The sequence below is a fragment of the Streptomyces sp. NPDC048057 genome (assembly GCF_040653095.1).
Taxonomy (GTDB): Bacteria; Actinomycetota; Actinomycetes; order Streptomycetales; family Streptomycetaceae; genus Streptomyces.
Map to the genome: position 1 here is coordinate 23,122 of NZ_JBEZNF010000028.1, position 14,666 is coordinate 37,787.

Annotated in this window: 15 protein-coding genes; 10 read left to right on the forward strand and 5 right to left on the reverse strand. The window is 69.8% G+C overall.

Annotated elements, in window-relative coordinates:
• Positions 1-5 precede the first annotated feature (5 nt).
• Both AB0E05_RS28395 and AB0E05_RS28400 read right to left on the reverse strand, forming a co-directional pair.
• Positions 6-290, reverse strand: a complete 285-nt coding sequence (locus AB0E05_RS28395; protein ID WP_361968548.1) for a phosphopantetheine-binding protein — start codon at positions 288-290, stop codon at positions 6-8.
• A gap of 23 nt (positions 291-313) precedes the next feature.
• Positions 314-2,215 carry a KedN5 family methylcobalamin-dependent radical SAM C-methyltransferase gene (locus tag AB0E05_RS28400; RefSeq protein WP_361968550.1) on the reverse strand — a complete coding sequence of 634 codons (1,902 nt, stop codon included), beginning with the start codon at positions 2,213-2,215 and terminating at the stop codon, positions 314-316.
• Positions 2,216-2,928: 713 nt separating this feature from the next.
• Here AB0E05_RS28400 and AB0E05_RS28405 point away from each other — a divergent pair.
• A complete protein-coding gene (locus tag AB0E05_RS28405) occupies positions 2,929-3,567 on the forward strand; it encodes a hypothetical protein (protein WP_361968552.1) in 639 nt (212 codons plus the stop codon).
• Positions 3,564-4,091, forward strand: a complete 528-nt coding sequence (locus AB0E05_RS28410; RefSeq protein ID WP_361968554.1) for a hypothetical protein — start codon at positions 3,564-3,566, stop codon at positions 4,089-4,091. The genes AB0E05_RS28405 and AB0E05_RS28410 overlap by 4 nt, the downstream gene beginning before the upstream one ends.
• Positions 4,092-4,140: 49 nt before the next feature.
• On the opposite strand, the gene AB0E05_RS28415 is transcribed toward AB0E05_RS28410, so the two are convergent.
• Both AB0E05_RS28415 and AB0E05_RS28420 read right to left on the reverse strand, forming a co-directional pair.
• On the reverse strand, positions 4,141-5,217 hold the full coding sequence (locus tag AB0E05_RS28415) for a methyltransferase (protein ID WP_361968556.1): 1,077 nt from the start codon (positions 5,215-5,217) through the stop codon (positions 4,141-4,143).
• A gap of 82 nt (positions 5,218-5,299) precedes the next feature.
• Complete coding sequence (locus AB0E05_RS28420) at positions 5,300-6,358, reverse strand: radical SAM protein (RefSeq protein WP_361968558.1); 1,059 nt, start codon at positions 6,356-6,358, stop codon at positions 5,300-5,302.
• Between the two features lie 323 nt (positions 6,359-6,681).
• On the opposite strand from AB0E05_RS28420, the gene AB0E05_RS28425 reads away from it, so the two are divergent.
• From AB0E05_RS28425 to AB0E05_RS28435, 3 genes are all read left to right on the forward strand, one after another.
• Positions 6,682-8,418 (forward strand): carbamoyltransferase C-terminal domain-containing protein, encoded by a 1,737-nt coding sequence (locus AB0E05_RS28425; RefSeq protein ID WP_361968560.1) that lies wholly within the window; start codon positions 6,682-6,684, stop codon positions 8,416-8,418.
• Complete coding sequence (locus tag AB0E05_RS28430) at positions 8,415-9,617, forward strand: DegT/DnrJ/EryC1/StrS family aminotransferase (RefSeq protein ID WP_361968562.1); 1,203 nt, start codon at positions 8,415-8,417, stop codon at positions 9,615-9,617. The genes AB0E05_RS28425 and AB0E05_RS28430 overlap by 4 nt, the downstream gene beginning before the upstream one ends.
• Before the next feature lie 316 nt (positions 9,618-9,933).
• Positions 9,934-10,719, forward strand: a complete 786-nt coding sequence (locus tag AB0E05_RS28435) for an SDR family NAD(P)-dependent oxidoreductase (protein WP_361968564.1) — start codon at positions 9,934-9,936, stop codon at positions 10,717-10,719.
• 17 nt (positions 10,720-10,736) lie between these two features.
• On the opposite strand, the gene AB0E05_RS28440 is transcribed toward AB0E05_RS28435, so the two are convergent.
• Positions 10,737-11,246 carry a MarR family winged helix-turn-helix transcriptional regulator gene (locus tag AB0E05_RS28440; protein WP_361968566.1) on the reverse strand — a complete coding sequence of 170 codons (510 nt, stop codon included), beginning with the start codon at positions 11,244-11,246 and terminating at the stop codon, positions 10,737-10,739.
• Between the two features lie 227 nt (positions 11,247-11,473).
• Here AB0E05_RS28440 and AB0E05_RS28445 point away from each other — a divergent pair, with 227 nt between their 5' ends.
• From AB0E05_RS28445 to AB0E05_RS28465, 5 genes are all read left to right on the forward strand, one after another.
• Positions 11,474-11,797 carry a darcynin family protein gene (locus tag AB0E05_RS28445; RefSeq protein ID WP_361968568.1) on the forward strand — a complete coding sequence of 108 codons (324 nt, stop codon included), beginning with the start codon at positions 11,474-11,476 and terminating at the stop codon, positions 11,795-11,797.
• A gap of 54 nt (positions 11,798-11,851) precedes the next feature.
• Entirely contained in the window at positions 11,852-12,421 is a 570-nt protein-coding gene (locus AB0E05_RS28450) for an NAD(P)H-dependent oxidoreductase (RefSeq protein WP_361968570.1), read from the forward strand.
• The gene (locus AB0E05_RS28455) at positions 12,418-13,968 is read left to right on the forward strand and encodes an FAD-dependent monooxygenase (RefSeq protein WP_361968572.1); all 1,551 of its coding nucleotides are present in this window, start codon (positions 12,418-12,420) and stop codon (positions 13,966-13,968) included. Before AB0E05_RS28450 ends, AB0E05_RS28455 begins: the two co-directional genes overlap by 4 nt.
• An 88-nt stretch (positions 13,969-14,056) precedes the next feature.
• A complete protein-coding gene (locus AB0E05_RS28460) occupies positions 14,057-14,383 on the forward strand; it encodes a TcmI family type II polyketide cyclase (RefSeq protein WP_361968574.1) in 327 nt (108 codons plus the stop codon).
• Positions 14,384-14,397: 14 nt separating this feature from the next.
• Positions 14,398-14,646, forward strand: coding sequence for an acyl carrier protein (locus AB0E05_RS28465; protein ID WP_361968576.1), 249 nt, complete (start codon positions 14,398-14,400; stop codon positions 14,644-14,646).
• Positions 14,647-14,666 lie beyond the last annotated feature (20 nt).

Consider the following 14,666-nt stretch of genomic DNA (forward strand, 5'->3'; position numbering starts at 1 on the left):
GGCTGTCATGGGATGGACGGGCTCTGGCCGGCCTTCTGATCGAGGATGTACGTGGCGAGGCCCTGGATGGAGAAGAGGGTCTCCTCCGTCAGCTCCTCGTCCTCGAAGACGACGTCGAACTTCTCCTCCAGGATCAGCAGGTACTCCAGAGCGTCGAGGGAGCTGAACCCGTACTGGTCAACGAGGCTGGCGTCCCCCGATGCGTCGACCGGCGCGGCGTGCAGCCGCTCCGCCTTCGTCATCTGGGCCGCGAGCTCGTGCAGTTCGCGGATCAGGCCGTCTCGATCCATCGTGTCGTCCCTTCCTTCCCAGGTCACACGCTTGTGCTCTGCTCGGCGAGCTGCTGCTCCGTCATCCCGCGGAACCGGTCCATCCGGAAGTAGTGCTGGAGGTCGCCGCCGAAGCCGGTGCGGTAGTAGAAGGCCGTGGTGTGGGTCTCGGGCTCCGTGCTCACCTCCTCGCCCCGTCTCAGGGCGGCGATCAGGTGGGGCACGGGGTAGGCGAAGTCCACGTCGGAGCGCAGGTACCACTCCTCCCCGCCCCGCTCCACCACCGGGAGCGGGCCGTCGACGTCCGGCCCGGTGTCCTCGGAGCGGACGGGGTGGCACATCAAGTCGTAGCGGAAGACCTCGTCCACGAGCGGCCGGAGCTCCTCGGGCACCCGGGGGCGCATGGCCTCCTCCCACCAGCGCCGCAGCAGCCGGGTGGTGAGCAGTTGCCAGACGCGGGGGTCGGTCATCTCGCTGGCGGAGCTCGTCGGTCTCGCCAGGGCGTGCATCTCGCGGGCCTCGGGGTCCCGGGAGGTCTCGATCCAGTCGGAGAAGGCGAGGATGACGCTGGACTGGGAGACGCCGGCGAGTTCGCGCAGCGCGATCCAGACGTTGTTCAGCCACAGGCTCCGGGCCAGGACGCGGTTCCAGCAGATGAAGCGGAGCATCAGCTCGTTGTCCTGGAGCGTCATGGTGTGGTGGGCCAGGACGTACTCGAAGTCGTCCTCCTCGCCACGGACGGTGACCAGACCGAACTCGTCCCGCTTCTCGTGGTACTCGGTGTTGGGCAGGAGCATGAGGGGGTGCACGGCGATGAACGGGGTGTGTTTGGCGGCCCGGTCGTAGCCCCGCAGGAAGGACTCGACCGTCTCGCCCGGCGCTCCCCAGATCAGCTCCAGATAGGGGTTGATGTCGTGGTCGATCAGCCAGGCGACGAGGTTTTCCCATTCGTTCAGCTTCATGTTGCGCCGCTGCATCAGGTCGAGCACGTTCTCGTCCATGGTCTGGAGGGCCAGGATGAAGGCGCTGTGCATCCCGGACTGCTTCATCTTGTCCATGATGCGGTAGAAACCGGCTGACTTGTTCTTCGCCCAGGAGGTCTCGATGCGCTTCGGGTACCCGTAGCGACTGCGGACCCGGAGCAGGTCGTCGACGAACTCCTCGTCCTGGCGCATGAGCCCGAAGTTCGAGTCGGCGAGCATGACGACCTCGGCGCCCGCCCGCCCCAGGCACTCCAACTCCTCACGCAGCCGTTCGCGCGAGAACGCCCGCATCTTCTGTCCGGTCGCGCCTCCCCAGTAACAGAAGGAACACTTGTAGGGGCAGCCGCGATTGGTCTCCATCAGCGCGTAGTCGTAGGCGAATCGACCCTGGGCGTCCAGCAGGGGCACCGCCCCGGTCAGAATGGGGGACGGCAGGATCTCCAGGTCCTCGATGCGTTCGCGCTCGGGGGTGGTGATCCGTTTGCCACCCCGCTCGATGAAGGAGATGCCGCCGATGTCGTGCAGCTCACGGCGGTCGACTCCGTCCAGATAGCCGGTCATCAAATCCCGGAAGACCAGCTCCCCTTCCCCGTTGACCACCACGTCCACGTTCGGGAACTCCCGGAAGACCCGCTCTCCCTGGTGCGCCACGTGGTTGCCGCCGAAGATCACCCAACCGCGCGGATTGATCTGCTTGAAGGTCTCCGCGAGGGCCCCGAAGGGGCGGTAGTTCCAGCCGAGTACGGAGAAGCAAAGGATGTCGGGGCAGTCGTCCCGCAGGAGGTCGCGCGCCATCGCGTTCATCGCCGCGTCGCCGGGATAGTTCCGGATGGCGATGTCCATGGCCTCGCGGACGCGGGCGTCCGTTTCCGCGTAGGACTTCAGATAGCCGACGGCCAGCGGCATGGACGATGCGGAATTTCCCCAGACTCCCTGCTGCACCAGTAGCACACGAGTCTTCATACGTCTGGCTCGCTCCCCCTGATCGTTTCCGCAGGCAAGTCGCCCTCTGAGGCTACAGCAGCACGTTTACGAAGCAATGAGCCCGACACAAGAGGCCCGAAACCATGGCCGATTCACCGGTGTTGACCCACAGGGAACATCATCTGACGGGCCGTCGGAAGCATCGGAAGCATGATCGTTCCACCACTACCGCAGGGTTCCCCACGTGCGAATTCATCCATGCGAGGCAGGGATTTCGATCTCTCCAGGCAAGTATTCCTTGATCAAACATCCGAACTCGTCGCACGGTGGATGATTGGCCAGAACTGCACCCTCGGAAACAGGGGTCGATCCGATCAGTGAATCGCACCGACGACCCTCCGCCCCAAAGGGTGTGTTTCGGCCACCCGGCCTGCCTTTTCTTGCCTATCCCGACAATCGCTCCGAAGCGACGGCGGGCCGCTGGCTACACTGCCGAGGTATTGCACTGCGCCTTTTTCGCCCTGCTCTGCTCGGAGTTGCATGACGGAAGACGCCCGATGCACGATGCCGCCCGTCCCGCCCCCTGTGACGGCGTCGCCCTTCGAGGACCGATCGGCGCACACGGTCGTCGCCCCTCCGCCGCACGGACCAGGCGACCGAGCATCCGACCTCATTTCACGTTCCGGCGATCCCGTCGAGCCGCCCGTGCCGACGACCGCCACGGCAATCCGCTGTGATGCGAAGGGGTTTCCATGTACGTCCTGGCCCAGTCCCTGACTCCCCCGGACCTCGCGGTCCTGGCGGAAGCGTGCGCGGAGTTGGGGATCACCCTGCGGGAGTCCGCTCCCGACGAGCGCCGCGCCGAAGCACCCGACTCGCTGTTGGTGGCCTTCCACCGGGTCGCCGCCACCGGCCCGGACGAGCCGTCCTTGGCCGATCTGAAAGAACTCGGCGGGTACGCCGTCGCCGTCCTGGACCGCATATCCGCGACGGACGTGCTCGCCGCGGTCTCCAACGGCTACGGCTTCACCCTGGCCAGCCCACTGCGCCGGCCCCGGCTGGTGGAGACCCTGAACTACCTGCGCACCGTCACTCCGCCGGAGAACACCCAGGTGCTCACCCTCGACGGAAGAGGCTCCCTGCGCTCGGCGGTGAAGTCGGTGCCGGTCACCGACGCCGAGGCGGGGCTGCTGCGCCTGCTCTCCGACCGCCCCGGCCAGATCGTGTCCCGGGAGGACCTCACCCGGGCGACCCTGGGTGAGGACGTCAACCGGGTCACCTCCGTGCTCAAGCAGAAGCTGCTGGACATCGAGTCGGGCGCCAAGCTCCTCAAGGTCCCGCACCTCGGCTTCCGCCTGGTGGGCACCGTCGAGGGGAGCGTGGTCCGATGAGGGTGGTGGTCATCACGGGCGCCCCGGGCGTGGGCAAGACCCGGTTGAGCCAACAGCTCGCCGCGCGCTACGTCGTACCGACCGCGGCCCTGGACTGCGACCCGGTGGTCTACCCGTGGGCCGGCGAGCCCGCGCTGTACGAGCTGACGGCGTCGACCGTGCGGGCCGCGCTGCCGGTGTACCGCGACTGGGGCGCCCGCGTGGTGGTGATCAGCGGGGTCGTGCTGGCGGGCCGGGTGTACGACCGCTTCCGCACCGTCTTCGACGACCTGGGCATGGACTCCGTCTACTACGGCCTGCGGGCCGGGCCGGAGGCCCTGGCCGCCCGGATCACGGGCGATCCGGGCGGCGAGCACTTCATCGAGGGGCGGCTCGCCGAGCGCTACCTCGACGCGGAGGTGCCCGACGTGCCGGGGATCCGGCTGGTCGACACCACCCATCTGCCGCTGAAGGAGGCGACGGACGCGGTGGCGTCCCTGGAGTTGGCGACGCTGGGACCGCAGTGGATCGCGGCCCCCGTCTGACGCCCGCCCCGCTCACCGGGCCGCCCCGCCCGGCCCGTCGCCCCCGTCGTCACCGGAACCGGCCCACCGCCAGTCCGGGGTCACCGGGGCGCAGGCTGAGCACGAAGCCGTAGTAGTGCGTGGCGCCGACGCGCGCCACGTACTCCCGCACCTCGTCGCCCAGCGGGCCCGTCAGTTGCTGGTTCTCGTCCCGCGGCGCGAAGGCCGGCCAGCGCGGCGGGGTCGCGGGGCGGACCAGCAGCCGTCCGAGGACGCCGAGCCGCCGCACCTCCTCCTCCAGCCGGGAGATGAAGAAGGGGCCCCGCTCGTCCCCGTACGCGGCGGCCTGGAGCAGCGCCTCCCCGTCGTCGGTGAGCAGGCCGGGGGCCCGGCTGAGCAGCTCCCAGAAGAAGTCCAGCCCGTCCAGCCCCGCCTCCCCGGCCAGCCAGCCGAGCGCGCCGCGGCGCAGCGGAAGGCACGGCGGATTGGACACCACCAGGTCGAACCGCTCGTCGAGCGAGAGCGACAGGATGTCCCCGGCCGTGGCGGTCACCCGGTCCGCGACCCCGTTGACGTGGGCGTTGAGGGTGGTGGCCGCGGTGCACTCCGGATTGACGTCGACCGACCGGACGTTCGCGCCGTTGCGTGCCGCGGCGAGTCCGAGGACGCCGGTGCCGCAGCCGAGGTCCAGGCAGCTCCCCACCCCCCGGCGGGCGCCGACGAGCCGGGCGAGGGTGATCGAGTCGGTGCCGATCCACGGCGCGTACGACCCGACGTCCCGCCCGGCGGCCCGCCACGCGGCGAACAGCGCCAGGCCGTCCCCGCGGACCAGGCAGTACTCCGCGGTGAGCTTCCCGGCCGACTCGGTGAGCACCCCGGTGTCCAGCAGCAGGTCGATCAGCGGCCCCGGCACGTCCTCGCGCGCTTCGGTCTCCGTCACCTGCTCGCCGAAGACGAGCAGTGAGGCGAGGACCCGCTCGGCGGGCAGCCCGGCGATCGCTCCCAGGGTCTCGGCGCTGCGCCAGGGTGCGAGCTCGCCGAACCAGTCCCCGGCCAAGGTGAGCAGGTCGTGCTGCGGCAGGGCCCGCAGCCGGCGCAGTGCCGAACTCGTCTCGTCGGAGGGGGAAATGCCGTCAGCGGAAATCAATCGGGTCTCCTTGACGCCGTGCACACGATGGATTCGAGGTGTCGAGGTCCGCCGCACCGCGGGGGTGCCGTTCGCGCCGCGCTCACGCGGATGAGTAGGCCGGCTCGAACGTCGCCTTCAACTCGCGCAGTCGCGCCAGGGCGCGGGGTCCGGCGTAGGGCGCGCAGCGGGCGATCTCCGTTTCGGAGATGATGCCGAACAGATAGAGGTTGACCACGTCGATGGGTCCGGTGCAGCTCTTGCAGAACGGGAAGCGGGGCCGGGACTGCATGAACATCTCGTAATGCTGGTGCTTGCCGAACTGCTCGTGGATCAGCTGGGGCTCCTCCTTGATGTTGCCCATCGGCTTGAGCCATGCGTAGGGGCAGCAGGAGACGTCGCCCTGGCCGAAGAGTTGCACCATCGTGGCCGTGGCGTAGCAGCGCAGCGTGCGCACGCCGGTCTTCAGCTGGTTCCCGATGTGCTCGACGAAGGCGCGCGGCGGCAGCACCGGTTCCAGTTCGTCGTAGCGCTCCACCAGGGGGGCGAAGTGATCGCCGAGCGGTGGTGCGTGGGAGGCCCGGGTCTCGCCGCGGACCGGGAAGAAGTAGAGCATGACGCCCTGCCCGTAGCGCTCCAGCAGGAACTGGGCGAAGTCCGCCTGCGCGGTGACGTTCGCATCGGTGAGGACGGCCTGGATCTCGATGGGAATGCCCAACTCGACCGCGTGGTCGAGGTGTTTCATGATGACGTCGAAGAGCCGGTGCTGCTTCGGCGGCAACCGGTGGCTGTTCATCTCCAGGGTGTGGCCGTCCAGCGACAGGCAGAGCTGGACGTTGCCGAGGCCGGCCAGGGCCTCCAGCCGGGGCGGGGTCAGGAAGACGCCGTTGGTGATGACCTGGACGACTTCGTAGCGGTCGCTGCACTCGGCGACGAACTCGGTGGAGCCCTTCAGCCAGAAGAACTCGCCGCCGGAGAGCCGCATGATCGGGCTGTCCACGTTGCGGTGGTAGGCGTCGAGGATCTCGTGCCAGTCAGCGCGGCGGTCCGTGGTCAGTCTCAGCCGGGCGTCCGGCACGTTCATGAGGAGGTTGAAGTCTTCGGTGAGGCAGTAGGAACACCTCATCTGGCACAACTGCTCCTCGATTACCATGTCGTTCATGAGGAGTTTGAGACGTTCCTGTCCGTCTCGATCGGCGAACACCGCATCGCGTAATTGATCCTTCAGCGTCACGCCCGCATCACCGCACCCAGGTCGTTTTTGCGCATGACTCTGCCGTTGAGTGGGAGAGTCTAGGATTTCCCTCCGTACAAGGCAATGGCGGGTGGCCCTGTTTTTGAGCCCCGTTCGCCGAGAGCCATGATCACCGGGGTCGATGGCTTGGATTGCCCTGTGGACCCGTCCGTGGACGCACGGTAACGTGACGTGCTGAACTCACCAAACTCACCAAATCGGCATGTCTGAACGGGGAGTGAGGACGCTGCATGCTCGCCATGGGTCTCGGCGGTTCCAATCATGATTTTTCCGCGTGCCTGGTCGATAACGGCGAGATAGCCGTCGGCATCGAGGAAGAGCGGCTGACCCGCCGCAAGTACTCAGTGAATGTGAACTCGCTGGCCAACCAGTGCTGGCGGTATTGCCTCCAGGCTCACGGCGCGCGGCTCGCGGACGTGGACGTGGTGGTGGCGGACGACACCCTGCTGCCGAGTTGCTACTTCCCCTTCCGTAGCCGTACGACCCTGATCCGGCACCACCTGGCACATGCCGCGAGCGCCTTCCACCCCTCGCCCTTTCCGGAGGCCGCGGTCCTCGTGGTCGACGGGGCGGGCAGCCTGTTCGAGGGACAGGGCATCGAGACCATGACGCTGGGGGTGGGCAGCGGCACGGAGATCACCGAGCTGTCCAAGGTGTACGGGACGAACTGGAGCACCGACGGCCTGCGCGCGGACCGGGTGTACCAGGCCGGGGACAGCGACCACTCGCTGGGCTTCATGTACAAGGCCGTCAGCCGGGCCGTCGGGTTCACCCTCTACGAGGAGGGCAGCTGGTACCTGACGGAGGACGGCAAGACGATGGGGCTCGCGCCGTACGGGAGCGACCGCTACCGCGCCGAGTTCCACCGCCATCTCGACCTGCTGCCCGAGGGGCGGTTCTCGCTGCACCTGAAGGACGGCGGGCTGTTGTCCTTCGTCGAGGGCGCCCTGACCGGACTGGAGGGCGAGGAGCGCTTCGCCCGCGGCGCCGACCTCGCGTGGGCCGCGCAGGACCTGCTGGAGACCGCGGTGCTGCACGCCGCGCGCTGGCTGCACCGGGAGACCGGACTGTCCCGGCTCTGTCTGGCCGGCGGCGTGGTGCTCAACTCGGTGGCGAACGGGAAGCTGCTGCGGCAGACGCCGTTCACGGATGTGTTCGCGCAGCCCGCCGCGGGCGACAACGGCTGCGCCGTCGGCTGTGCGTACTACGGCTACCACGTCCTCGGCGGACATCCGCGCCCGCGCGCGCCGAAGGCCCCGCGCACCGCGCCGGGTCATCAGCGGCACACCTACCTCGGCCGGTCGTACGACACCGAGGAGATCCAGGCCGCACTGGACGCCTCCGGGCTGCCGTACCGACGGGTGGCGAACGCGGCGCGGCTGGCCGCCGAGGTGCTGCCGGGCGGGGCGCTGATCGGCTGGTTCACCGGCGGCAGCGAGTTCGGGCCGCGGGCGCTGGGCCACCGCAGCATCCTGGCTGACCCCCGTCGCGCGGAGATGAAGGACGTCCTCAACAGCAAGGTGAAGCACCGCGAGTGGTTCCGGCCGTTCGCCCCGGCGGTGCTGGCGCACCGGGCCGCCGACTACTTCGAGTTGGACATCGAGTCGCCGTACATGCTGATCGTGGCGCCGGTCCGGGCGGAGAAGCGGTCCGAGGTGCCGGCGATCACCCATGTGGACGGGACCGCCCGGGTGCAGACCCTCACCCCGGAGGCGAATGGTTCCTTCTACGACCTGGTCGCCCGCTTCGACGAACTCACCGACGTACCGGTGGTGTTGAACACCTCCTTCAACGACCGTGGAGAACCGATCGTGGAAACCCCGCAGCAGGCGCTGGCCTTCTTCGGCCCGAGCCAGCTCGACTACCTCTTCCTGGAGAACTTCGTGGTGGCGCACGCGGCGGCCGATCTGGACGCGCTGCTCGGCGAGGGCCCGGCCGGCGCCGAGGGCGCGGAGGACGCGTCGTGACGAACGGGTCCGGCATGCGGTACGAGACCTGGCGCGGACTCGCCCTGTGGGACGAGCAGGAGGAGGCCGCGGCCGTCGAGGTCATCCGCTCGCGCTCCCCGTTCCGCTACTACGGCCCCGGCCTCACCCACCGCACGGACGCCTTCGAGCAAGGTCTCACCGAGCTGACGGGGGTGCCGCACGCGGTCGCCGTATCGTCCGGAACGGCGGCGCTGACCACCGCGATGATCGGGCTCGGCATCCCGGCCGGAGCGGAGGTGATCGTCCCCGCGGTGACCTTCGTGGCCAGTGTGGGGGCGGTGGTCGCCGCCCGCGGCATCCCCGTCTTCGCCGAGGTCGACGACTGCCTGACGCTGGATCCGCAGCGGCTGGAGGAGCGGATCACCGAGCGCACCTGGGGCGTGATGCCGGTCCATCTGAACAACGCGGCGGCCGACATGGACCCGATCATGGAGATCGCGCGGCGGCGCGGACTGCGGGTCGTCGAGGACGCGGCACAGGCCGCGGGCGTCGCCTATCGGGGCCGGCCCGTGGGCGGGCTCGGGGACGCGGGCGCCCTCAGCTTCCAACTGGACAAGAACATCACCGCGGGCGAGGGCGGCGCGGTCCTCACCGGGGATCCGCAGGCGTACGAACGGATGGTGCGCTACCAGGACCAGGGCGGCCAGTTCAGCACGTCCAAGGGCGCGGTGCGCGGCGCGGGCGACGGTCCGGCGTTCGTCGGCACCAACCTGCGCATGACGGAGCTGGCGGCGGCGGTGCTGCTGGTGCAGCTGCCCCGGCTGGCGCCGATGTGCGAGCGGCTGCGGGACGTGGCCCGTCAGGTGCGCGCGCAGACCGCCGACCTGGCGCTCGACTGGCGCCGGCTGCCGGACGAGGAGGGCTCGGGCGGCGATCTGACGCTGCTGCTGGACTCCCGGCTGACGGCCCGTGGATTCGTCGAGGGGCTACGGGCGGAGGGCATCCCGGCGTACACGCTCTACCAGGGGCAGACGGTGACCTCGCACCGGGCGGTGCGGGAGGGGCGCACCCCGTGGGGCGTGGAGTGGGAACGCCCGGAGCGCCACCGGATCAGCGAGGGGTTCCTCGGCCGTTCCGTGACGATCGGACTGGGCGCCGCCATGACCGACGACGACGTGGACGCGATCGTCGCCGCGGTCCACAAGACCGCCGCCGACGTGCGCGGAAGCAGCGGTTGAGAGGGCGGCTACGACGGGTTGGCTCCGGGAGGGGCTTGACAGGCCGACCTGGGATGAAGAACATATGCATCACATTGGAAAGGTTGTGCCCGGCGGGCGGGGCTTGAGTGCTCCGTCCCCCTGACGGGACGCACACGACGTCGGAGCAACGACCTCCCACAGCAGGCGACTTCACGCCACACGACTTCACACATCGAACGCTCGTAGCGAGCCATCACGGCGAGCGACTCCACAGCGGTCCGGCCAACGGCCGGGCCGCTTCTTCGTGCGCGCCGACGGGCCGAGCGGGGCCGCGGCGCGGGATTGGGGACGGACCATGACGAACGGCGTCGGCAGGACCGCGCTGGTGACGGGGGCGACCAGCGGCATCGGGCTGGCCGTGGTCCAGCACCTGGCCGGACTCGGGCACCGGGTCTTCTTCTGCGCCCGGGACGCCGACCGGGTCAAGCAGACCGTGGCGGAGCTGCGGGAGCAGGGCCACGACGTGGACGGCGTCGCCTGCGACGTGCGCTCCGCGGCGGACGTACGGGCCATGGTGACCGCGGCGGTCGAGCGGTACGGCAGCATCGACGTGCTCGTCAACAACGCGGGCACCGGCGGCGGCGGGGTGACCGCGGACCTCACGGACGACGCCTGGCTCACGGTGATCGAGACCAATCTGAACAGCGTCTTCTACGTGACCCGGGACGTGCTCTCGGTGGGCGGCATGCGGGACAAGAGCCGTGGCCGCATCGTCAACATCGCCTCCACCGCGGGCAAGCAGGGCGTGGTGCTGGCCGCCCCGTACTCGGCGTCCAAGCACGGCGTGGTGGGCTTCACCAAGTCCCTGGGCAACGAGTTGGCGAAGACCGGGATCACGGTCAACGCGGTCTGCCCCGGCTACGTCGAGACGCCGATGGCGGAGCGGGTGCGCGCCGGGTACGCACGGGCGTGGGAGACCACGGAGGACGACATCCTGGAGCGGTTCCAGGCGAAGATCCCGCTGGGCCGCTACTCGACGGTGACCGAGGTCGCCGGCATGGTGGGCTACCTCGTCAGCGACACGGCCGCGTCGGTGACGTCGCAGGCCATCAACGTCTGCGGCGGTCTCGGCAACTTCTGACCCCGCTGCCGTCCACGTCAGCCGCGCTCGCGGGGCCGGTTCTCCCGGTACTCCTCGGCCAGCAGCGCGGTGAGCGTGCGCCGCATGTCCTTCAGGAACTCCTCGAACTGGCCGATGAGTTCGGGCGGGTAGGACGACATCATGGTGGTCATCCGGTTCGCGAAGGGCGTGAAGAACTCGGTGGCGGCCCTGCCGATCTCCGGCCCGCTGCGCAGCGTCACCACCCGGCGGTCGGAGTGCTCGCCGCGGGTCCGCACGATGTGGCCGGCCTTCTCCAACCGGTCCACCAGGGCGGTCGTCGCGCCCGAGGTCAGGGAGACGCGCTCGCTCAGCCGGGCCAGCGACAGCGGCTGGCCCTGGTCCTCCGCGTAGAGGATCTCCACCAGGGCGGCGGCGTCCGTGGAATGCAGTCCCAATTGGGTGGCAAAGCGCCGGGTGAATTCCGTGTAGTTGGCCCCCCAGGAACGCAACTCATCCACGATGCGACCCCCTTGCTCCGCAATCTGCGCAGTCTCGGGCTCTTTCATCCGTCCGCTCCTCGTCAGCATCGCACGCCGGAATTCCTGCGGCTCGTTATTCCACCAGGATATATCACGGCGTTACAACTCCACGGCAAAGCGATCCCCGTGAACGGGCACCACGGATGCGGATGGGCGCCGCGGAACTCCGACCTCGGCCGGGCAGATTGCCCCACTTTCCTTACTTTCGCCCCGAGCGTTCCTTGCCCTCAGTAGCCCCAGAAGGAGATCAGCACATGAAGTACACGGCATTTCTCGGGGTTCGGTTCGAGCCCGAATGGTTCCTGCTGGAGCCGGCCGAACGCGATCGATTCGAAGCCGAGCACGTATTCCCGATCCTCGGCAAGCACGCTGCGACCCTCGACATCCGTCCCTTCCGGGCGTCCGGCTTCTCCACCCGCCACACGGACTTCTTCCTCGTGGGCTTCGACGACGTGGCGCAGTACCACGCCTTCGTCGAGGACCTGCGGGAGTCCCCGCTGGCGGCCCGCCGGTACGTGACCGTCACGGACAACGCCATCGGCATCGAGCAGCCGTTCGGGGCCGATGACGACGCGTGACCGCGCCCCGCTGACCCCGGGCACCGAACTCCCCACCACGACACCGGAGCGACCATGACGAGAATCGGCATCATCCTCGGCAGCACCCGACCCCAGCGCAACGGCGCAGCCGTCGCCGAGTGGGTGCACGACATCGCCGTCCGCCGCGGCGACGCCGAGTACGAACTCGTGGACATCGCCGACCTGGCGCTGCCCCTGCTGGACGAGCCCATCCCGCCGCTGGCCGGGATGTACCAGCACCCGCACACCCGGGCCTGGGCGGAGCGGGTCGCGCGCCTGGACGGGTTCGTCTTCGTGACCCCCGAGTACAACCACTCGGTGCCCGGCGCGCTGAAGAACGCCGTCGACTACCTGTTCGCCGAGTGGAACGACAAGGCGGCGGGCTTCGTCGGGTACGGGCCCGTCGGCGCCGTCCGCGCGGTGGAGCACCTGCGGCTGATCATGGCCGAACTCCAGGTCGCGACGGTACGGGCGCAGGTAGCCCTCACCTTCGACGCCGACTTCGTGGACCGCAGCGAGTTCCGCCCCAGCGCCGAGAAGGCGGAGCTGGTGGGCAGCGTGCTCGACCAGGTCGTGGCCTGGAGCGAGGCGCTGGCGCCGGTGCGTCGCAAGGCGGCGTCATGAGCGGCACGCCCCAAGCGCCCCAGAAGGCCCAGACGACGAACGCGACCGGAGAGTCCCTCGACGCTCCGGTGATCGTGGTCGGCGCCGGACCCACCGGTCTGATGCTCGCCGGCGAACTCCGCCTCGGCGGCGCCGAGGTGATCGTCCTCGACCGGCTCGCGGAGCCCGTCACCGAGTCCCGCGGCCTCGGCTTCACCGCCCGCGCCACCGAGGTCTTCGACCAGCGCGGTCTCCTCGACCGCTTCGCCGACGCGGAGATCAGCGCCAAGGGCCACTTCGGCGGCATCCCGATGGACTACTCCGTCCTGCCCGGCGGCCACTTCGGCGTGCGCAACGTCGAGCAGTCGGAGACCGAGGCGGTGCTCACCGCGTGGGCCGTCGAACTCGGCGCCGACATCCGCCGCGGCCACACGGTGACCGCGATCGCCCAGGGCGAGGACGAGGTCGTCGTCTCGGCGACCGGGCCCGCCGGACCGGTGGTGCTGCGCTGCTCGTACCTGGTGGGCGCCGACGGCGGGCGCAGCACCGTGCGCCAGGCGGCCGGCTTCGACTTCCCCGGCCACGACGCCACCTGCGAGATGTTCCTCGCCGACGTGGCCGGCGCGGACATCAGGCCCCGGTTCATCGGCGAGCGGGTGGCCGGCGGCATGGTCATGGCCGCGCGGCTGAGCGACGGGCTCGACCGGGTCATCGTCTGCGAGCGCGGCACGGCCCCCGGGGAGCGCACCGCTCCCCCGTCGTACGAAGAGGTCGCCTCCGCCTGGAAGCGGCTCACCGGCGAGGACATCGGCCATGGCGAGGCGCGCTGGGTCAGCTCCTTCACGGACGCCTCGCGGATCGCCACCGCCTACCGCAGCGGCCGGGTGCTGCTCGCCGGCGACGCCGCCCACATCCACCTCCCCGCCGGCGGCCAGGGGCTGAGCGTGGGCGTGCAGGACGCGGTGAACCTCGGCTGGAAGCTGGCCGCCGTGGTCACCGGGCGGGCTGACGACGCGCTGGTGGACACGTACCACCAGGAGCGCCACCCGGTCGGCGAGCGGGTGCTGACGAACACCCGCGCCCAGGGCATCCTCTACCTCAGCGGCACCGAGGTCGACCCACTGCGGGCGGTCTTCGGCGAGCTGATGGCGGACGACGAGGTGCTGAAGCGGCTGGCCGGCATGGTCAGCGGGCTCGACGTGCAGTACGACACGGGCGAGGGCACGCACCCGCTGCTCGGCCGCCGACTGCCGCCGTGCGACCTGCGCACCGCCGAAGGGACCACCACCGGAAGCCGGCTGCTGCACTCCGCACGGGGCCTGCTGCTGGTCCTCGACGGCTCCGCCGGGCTCCAGGGCGTCGCGCAGCCGTGGGCCGACCGGGTCGACGTCGTGGCGGCGACGCTGGTCGGCGAAGGCACGGACCGGCAACTGGACGGCGTGCAGGCGCTGTTGGTGCGCCCGGACGGGCACGTCGCCTGGGTGGCGCCCGACGGCGGCGACCTGACGGCGGCCCTCACCCGGTGGTTCGGCGAACCGAGCGGCGAGCCGCTGCCCGCGGCGGCGTGACCGCCGCACCCGCCCGCCCGGCCCGCCCGGTGGACACGTGTCCACCGGGGCGCCCGGACCTTTGGACACCCGACATCGAGGACTCACCATGCACAGCACCCTGATCGTCGCCCGGCTCCGTCCGAACTCGGTCGACGACGTCAGCGAACTCTTCGCGGCCTTCGACCGCACCGACATGCCCGAGCGGATGGGCACCCTGCGCCGACAGCTCTTCAGCTACCAGGGCCTCTACTTCCACCTCCAGGACTTCGCGGACGACGACGGCGGCGAGCGGATCTCCGAGGCCCGCTCCCACCCGCTGTTCGTCGGCATCAGCGACGACCTCAAGCAGCACATCACCGCGTACGACCCCGACACCTGGCGCTCGCCGGCCGACGCGATGGCCCAGCGCTTCTACCACTGGCAGCAGGACTGACGAGAGGACGCCCCATGACCGTCGACACGTTCACCCTCACCGAACTCAAGCGCATCCTCGTCGACGCCGCGGGCGCCGACGAGTCCGTCGACCTGGACGGCGACATCCTGGACACCTTCTTCAGCGACCTCGGCTACGACTCCCTGGCCCTGTTGGAGACCGCGGCCGTGGTCTCCCGGGAGTACGGCGTGGAGTTGGTGGACGACGCCGTCACCGCCGTCACCACCCCGCGCGGCTTCATCGAGCTGGTCAACGCGGCGTGAGCACCCCGTCCCACAACCCT